Source organism: Protofrankia symbiont of Coriaria ruscifolia (assembly GCF_900634745.1).
In the GTDB taxonomy this organism is placed as follows: Bacteria; Actinomycetota; Actinomycetes; order Frankiales; family Frankiaceae; genus Protofrankia; species Protofrankia californiensis.
The window spans coordinates 1-6,453 of the sequence record NZ_CAAAFR010000142.1 but is presented as its reverse complement, the minus strand read 5'-3'; the positions used below and the strand labels follow the sequence as shown (position 1 = coordinate 6,453).

Sequence of the window (6,453 nt, the reverse complement as noted above, 5' to 3'; positions counted from 1 at the left end):
GTGGACGTCAGTCCTGCGGCCCGGCGGGACGGCGTCCTGCGCGGCGGGGTTGGTCGGACCCGCGGTGGGGTGAGCCACCGCGAGAGGCAGGCGCCTCCCACTGTCTGTCCGCGCCCCGGCGGCGCGGGGCACCCGACGACCGCGCCTGTGTCGGCACCCGAACACCGGACGACTGGGTCGGCGTACTCCGCTGCTGCGGGGGAATTTTGGGGGCGGGAGGTCCGGCGAGGCGCATCACCACCTCGTCGTCGGCGTCCGCCGGTTCGGGCTGCGCGTCGCTGCCGGCGGCTCGCAGCAGCGCGCGCACCAGCCCGCGCTCCTCGGGGAGTGAGACGAGTACGTCGGCGCCGTGTGCCCCCGCCCGCGCGGTACGCCCACCGCGGTGCTGGTAGGTCTTGGGGTCGCTCGGCAGCCCCGCGTGCACGACGATGTCGACCCCGTCGACGTGGATGCCGCGGGCAGCCACGTCCGTCGCCACGAGAACACGGTGCGTACCTTCGGCAAACCCGGCGAGCGCTCGGCTGCGGGCGTTCTGCGCCATGCCGCCGTGCAGCGGCTGGGCCGGGACACCGGAACGGGTGAGCTGTTCGGCGAGCCGGTCGGCGCCGCGCTGGGTGCGGGCGAACACCAGGGTACGTCCGGAGCCGCCCGCCAGGGCGGTCACCAGCCGGGTGTGGGCGGCGGGGTCGGAGGCCTCGAGTGCGTGCCGTGACAGGGTGGAGACCTGCGCGGTCTCCGAGTCGACGGCGACGAGGACCGGGTCGGGCAGGTACTGGCGGACCAGCACCTCCACCTCACGGTCGAGAGTTGCCGAGAACAGCAGCCGCTGGCCGCTGGCTGGGGTGGCGTTCAACAGCGCTCGCACGGCCGGCAGGAAGCCGAGATCACACATGTAGTCGGCCTCGTCCAGCACGGTGATCGCGACGTCTTCCAGGGAGCAGGCGCCGCGTTCGATCAGGTCGGTGAGGCGTCCGGGTGTGGCGATCACAATGTGCACGCCGCGCCGCAGCGAACTGATCTGACGGGAGATCGACGTCCCGCCGTACACCGCGCGCAGGCGCAGGCCCAGGGGCCTGGACAGTGGGTCGAGGGCGTCATGGACCTGCTGGGCGAGTTCCCTGGTGGGGACGAGGATCAGGCCGCGTGGACGTCCCGGTGTGACCGCGCGGTTCTTCGCGAGCTCGGCGAGCATCGGCAGGCCGAACCCGAGGGTCTTGCCCGAGCCGGTGCTTGCGCGGCCGAGCACGTTCTCACCGGCGAGGACGTCGGGAAGGGTCGCGGCCTGCACCGGGAACGGGGCGGTGATCCCCTGCCGGGCGAGGGCGGAGACGAGGGGGGCGGGCAGGCCCGCGTCCACGAAGGAGCTGACCGCCGGCCGCGGTTCGCGGGTCGGCAGGGCCGGCTGTGCGGGCGTGGCGAACCGGTTCGGTCCGTTCTGCTTGCCACCCGAACGGGGTCCGCCGCGGCCGCGATAGGCGGCGCCTCGTGCGGGCCGGGAGCGGCGGCGGGCAGGGGAGGGCTGAGTGTCACCGTGCTGAGACAGGGTTCTTCCGTCCGTCGTGTCGAGGTCGCCGGGGGAAACCGCGGCGATTGTGTGGCAGCAGTCGTGCGTCCGCTTCGGGCCGCGTCACCAGAGCATGAGCGGGTGAACCCTCACCGGGGCTCACACCGATCTGCTGTCACACGGACCTCTGATGTGTGGCTGGAAAACTACACATCATGGACGGCTCATGGCCGCCAGCGGTATCAGGGTACACCGATCACGACCGCGGGTGCTAAGGGTGGTGCACCCACCGGGGGTGAGACGTCGCGCACCCCGGCGCTGCGCAGGTGCGACACCGTGCACCGCCGGTCACGGCAGCGGGCCGGCCACGCAGCGGACAGGTGACGACGGCAGACAGATCGCGATCGCGGGCTGGTCACAGCAGCAGGTTGGTCAGCAGATGGATGACCAGGCCGGCGAGCGCTCCAACCACCGTGCCGTTGATGCGGATGTACTGCAGGTCACGACCGACGTGTAGTTCGACCTTGACGGCGGTCTCGGTCGGTTCCCAGTTCGCGATCGTGTCGGAGATCACCGCGGCGATGTCGGACCGGTACCGCCGGACGAGCCATGAGATGATCTCGGTGGCGGCGGTGTCGACGCTTGCCCGCAACTGGGGTTCGGTGACCAGCCGTCCACCGAGTGCCTGTAGCTCGTCGGTGATCCGCGTCCGCAGCGCACTGTCGGGGTCGCCGGCGACGTCGGTCAGGATGGACCTGGTGGCGTTCCACATCGCCACGACCGCCTGGTGGACTTCGGGATGGTCGCGGATGCGTTCCTTGAACTTCTCCACCCGTTCGGCGGTGTCCGCATCGGTGCGCAGCTGCTCGCCGAACCGGGCGAGGAAGTCGTCCAGGGCCCTGCGCAGCAGGTGGTTGGGATCCGTGCGGACCTCGGCGGCGAACCGCAGCGCCTCCGCGTACGCACGGGCCGCGATCGCCTCGTCCATGAACTTCGGCGACCACGACGGCGCCTGATCGGCGACGATCCGCATCACCGTGTCAGGATTGTTGCGCAGCCAGGTCTCCGCCTGGAAAGCGATCACGTCGACGAGCCGGTGGTGCAGGCCGCCGTCGGCGATCCGGCCGAGCGCCGTGCCGGCGGCCGGAGCCCAGGGACGATCCATCACCCTGGTGAGAATGGTCTTTTCCACCACCTCCAGCGTCACCTCGTCCCGGATGCTCGAGATCGCCTCGACCAGCCGGCTGGACGCCTCCGCGGTGATTTTTTCGGCATGCCCGCGGTCACCGAGCCAGGTGCCGATCTGGACGGCGGCGCCCATACTCGTGATCTTCTCCCGGATCACCGTGTCGGCCAGAAAGTTCTCGGTGACGAACCGCTCGAGGCTGCGGCCGAGGTCGTCCTTGCGGTTGGGAATGATCGCCGTGTGCGGGATGGGCAGACCCAGCGGCCGGCGGAACAGCGCGGTCACCGCGAACCAGTCGGCGAGCGCTCCCACCGCGCCCGCCTCCGCCGCGGCCCGGACATAGCTTGCCCAGCCCGGCCCGCCACCGGACTCCCAGCGCCAGAACACGATGTAGACGACCACCACGAAGACCAGCAGGCCGGTCGCGATCGTCCGAATCCGGCGCAGCCCACGTCGCAGCTCGACGTCACCGTCCTGGCCGCCTCGACCGTCCCGGTCGCGTTCGTCGCCGGTGCGGTGGGGACCGGCGTGGCGTCTGTCGGAGTGCCGCCTGCGCGCTGTGCCCACCGGCTGCGCCGGGTGTGGTGTCGTGGGCATCGTCCTCCGCCCAGAGGTGTCTCATGCCGATGGGAACCGGCGTCGGTCGAATGATCCTCGATCACGGCCGGGCGACTCCGGGTCGTCGGGACGGCCGGTGCTTGCGATTGTGGCCGTCTGTCCACAGTGCCACCCGTGGCCCCGGCCGTTGCCGCAGTGACCACCCCAGGACGGCAAGCACGCCCAGCAGCGCGCAGTAGGCACCGATCACCCGGTGCGGGTTCCCGTAGGTGGTCGCGAGCAGTTCTATCCCGAAGCCGACGCCGACGACAGTCGTGATGACGGCGACAGTGGCCACACCCGACGCGACGGGGGTCATGGCCGCCGGTGCCGGCCGGCTCGCCGCCGGCCCGCCGCCCACGGACCCACGGTGTGCCAGGGTCTTCACGACGCAGCTGACAGCAGGCGCGGCGAGTACACCGATTATCACGCCACCGGCGACGAAGCCGGTCAGGCTGGTCCGATGAGGGGTGACGACGAACCAGCTCCCGGCGGTGAAGACGGCCAGGGGTATCCGCGATCTCGGTGCGATGACCAGTATCGGCGCGAGCAGAAGCAGCAGGTAGTGGCTCCATACGATGGGTGAGGCCACGAGCGCGGCGGCGAGCGCACCCGCGTACGGCACCCGCTCGTCCCCGCTGCGTCGCATGTGCAGCCAGCTCCCGGCCAGCACGGCCGCGGCCACCGCCCGCGCAGCCCAGGTGGCCACCCCCATACCGAGACCGGTGTTGACCAGAAGGCCGGTGAGGCTGAGCCCCAGCGGTGCCTCCTCGCGGGCGAGCACCGCCAGCATCCCCAGGTAGGTACGGGTGTCCACCGGGCTGGTCAGCTCGGTGACGGCCAGTAGCAGTCCGACGCCAGCAGCCGTGACCGCGCTCGCCTTCGTCCTGCGGGTCAGTACCAGCCACAGCCAGACCGGTGCCAGGAACAGTTTGGCGTAGATGACGCCAGCCGCGAGCATACCCGCGGTGATCGGATGGTCACGGTAGCGCCACAGTGCGGTGAGGCCGAGGAACAGGACAGCGTTGAGCGTTCCCATCTGCAGGCCGGTGATGGCACAGGAGGCCATCATCACCAACGCGTACGTGTGGCGGTCGCGGGTGCCCACCAGCCGGGTACCGAGGAACAGCGCGCCCACCGACAGCGCGATGAAAACGGTCGCGCCGAAGCCTCCCAGCCACGACAGCGGAACGAAGCCGAAGGCGACGAGGTAGGGATACACGTAGGCGAAGCCCGAGTAGACCTCGGCGGACCCGGGGAGCGGGTAGGGGTTGCGCCCGTGTCCGACGGCGGCGCCTGCGCGCAGGAACACCTCGACGTCATAGTGGGGAAGAGGGGCGATGTAGACGGTCCACATCACCGCGACCAGCGCGGCGAGAGGCGCCCCCCGGACCAGGGCCGACCATGGTCGGGTATGGCCGGCCCGATCGCCGCCGACGTCACCTGTGCTACCGACGCTACCAGCCACGGGAGTGTCGCCGTGGCTGCCGGTATCGCTTGAAAGCGCAGGCCGGGCCGGCTGTCGAGGCGTACCTGTAAAAGCTGTCAAGACTCGCACTCTGCCAACGCCGCACCCGTTCTGCCAACACCCGTACTCCGCGGACACCGCCGTCGGCCCGCCCGGCCGGTTCCCCCCCGCAACCCGCGTCACCGGTCGATGCATCGTCACCTCGATGCATCATTGGTCGACGTCGTGGCACTCGTCCATCATGACCTGCGTAGGTGTCCGGCATCCCCGCCCGCGGCCGGAGGGTGCCGCCGGTGAGGATCGCCTGTGGCCGTAAGGACTGTCGGTGCTCCGGCGTATCTTCAGCGGCTGATCCCCGCGCACCGGCGCGCAGGGCGGCGTGGAGGTGGCGGACGTGTCGACGAACCTGCGGGCGGGGTCCCTGGACGGACGCCGCGCGTCCGCGTGGTGGGCCGCACGGATCCCGGCGTGGGTGCTCCCCGCGTTGATCTGCTCCTGGTTCCTCACGGTGCTCGGAGCCCTCGCCGGCGACACGCCCGCGTGCTCGGCCACGCAGCCGGACATCTGCGGGCCCGATCCGGCCGCGGCCTTACTGGGTGTGCCGATGTTGGGCCTGCCGGTGCTGTTGTGGTTCGCCCCGCTCGCCGGCTGCGCCGCCGCGATCGTCTTCGCCGCCGCGGACGTGCTCTTCGACACCGACGGCTCGGCCCGGCTCGCCTTCGCCGGGTACGGGCTGGTCTGCCTCGCCGTGGCCGGCTGGCTGGCCCGGGTGCGGGCCGGCCAGCGGGCCGTCCTGAAACAGGTGGCCGGCGGGCCCGTTTCGCTCACCGGGGTCCCCGCCGGCGGCCCGCGCCGATCCCGGCTGGTGGCGGTGGCCATGGTCGCCGCCACGGCAGCCGCGCTGTACGCCTGGTACGGCCACCGGGTCGCGGTGGAGGACCGCCATCTCGCCCGGGCCGGGACGCAGGCCGTCCAGGTCGTCGCGGTGGGGGACGAGCACATCACGGTCGTCCTGCCGTCGGGGTCCAGGCGCACCCTGCCTGTGCGCGACTCCAGTGCGTACCCGACAGGTTCGTCGGTACCGATCATGGCCGATCCGCTCGATCCGGGTTGGGTCCGTCTCGTCGCCGAGCCGGACGATCCGACACCCTGGGCGGCCGGGGCTCTCGGCGCGGTTGCGGTCGCGCTGGTCGTGGCGTCGCGGGAGATGCTGGGCTGGCGGGCCCGCCAGCGCCTTGTCCGCGGCGAGCACCGCGGCGCCCAGGTGCGTGTCATGACCGACGAGCGGGGCGCGGTGCTGGTTCATGCCGCCGACGACGTGCGTGGAGAACGGCCGCTGGCCGTCGTCGGCGTCCGGTGGGCCTCCGGCCGTGCCGAGCCCGCATCGGACGGATCTTTACCCGCGACGGACGGATCGTTCAACGAGCCGGCGTTCGGGCGGGCGTGGCGCGGCGAGGTCCGCGGGGATCCCACAGCCGCTGTCGCAACGCTCCTCGGTGGTATGCACGACGACGCCTGGCCGGCCTTTGCCGTCGGTGACGACGTCGCGTTGCCCACCAGCCCGTTGCGGACGTTCCGCTCGCCGCCGAGTGCGTGGTGGCGAAGCCTGCGCCGCATCCGGGACATCCGGGCGCTGCGGACCGGGCCGGACTGGCGCCCCGGCTGGGGAGGCGTCGGGGGGGACAGCGGGGAGATCGG

Annotated in this window: 4 protein-coding genes; 1 reads left to right on the top strand and 3 read right to left on the bottom strand. The window is 71.6% G+C overall.

The window, feature by feature from the left end:
- Positions 1-7 precede the first annotated feature (7 nt).
- From CV1CTNOD_RS15710 to CV1CTNOD_RS15700, 3 genes are all read right to left on the bottom strand, one after another.
- Positions 8-1,357 (bottom strand): DEAD/DEAH box helicase, encoded by a 1,350-nt coding sequence (locus CV1CTNOD_RS15710; protein ID WP_242606731.1) that lies wholly within the window; start codon positions 1,355-1,357, stop codon positions 8-10.
- Between the two features lie 562 nt (positions 1,358-1,919).
- Positions 1,920-3,287, bottom strand: coding sequence for a DUF445 domain-containing protein (locus tag CV1CTNOD_RS15705; protein WP_242606730.1), 1,368 nt, complete (start codon positions 3,285-3,287; stop codon positions 1,920-1,922).
- Between the two features lie 61 nt (positions 3,288-3,348).
- Positions 3,349-4,755 (bottom strand): glycosyltransferase family 87 protein, encoded by a 1,407-nt coding sequence (locus tag CV1CTNOD_RS15700; protein WP_165485545.1) that lies wholly within the window; start codon positions 4,753-4,755, stop codon positions 3,349-3,351.
- A gap of 394 nt (positions 4,756-5,149) precedes the next feature.
- Here CV1CTNOD_RS15700 and CV1CTNOD_RS15695 point away from each other — a divergent pair.
- The coding region (locus tag CV1CTNOD_RS15695; RefSeq protein WP_131786823.1) for a hypothetical protein at positions 5,150-6,453 on the top strand (1,304 nt) is incomplete at its 3' end.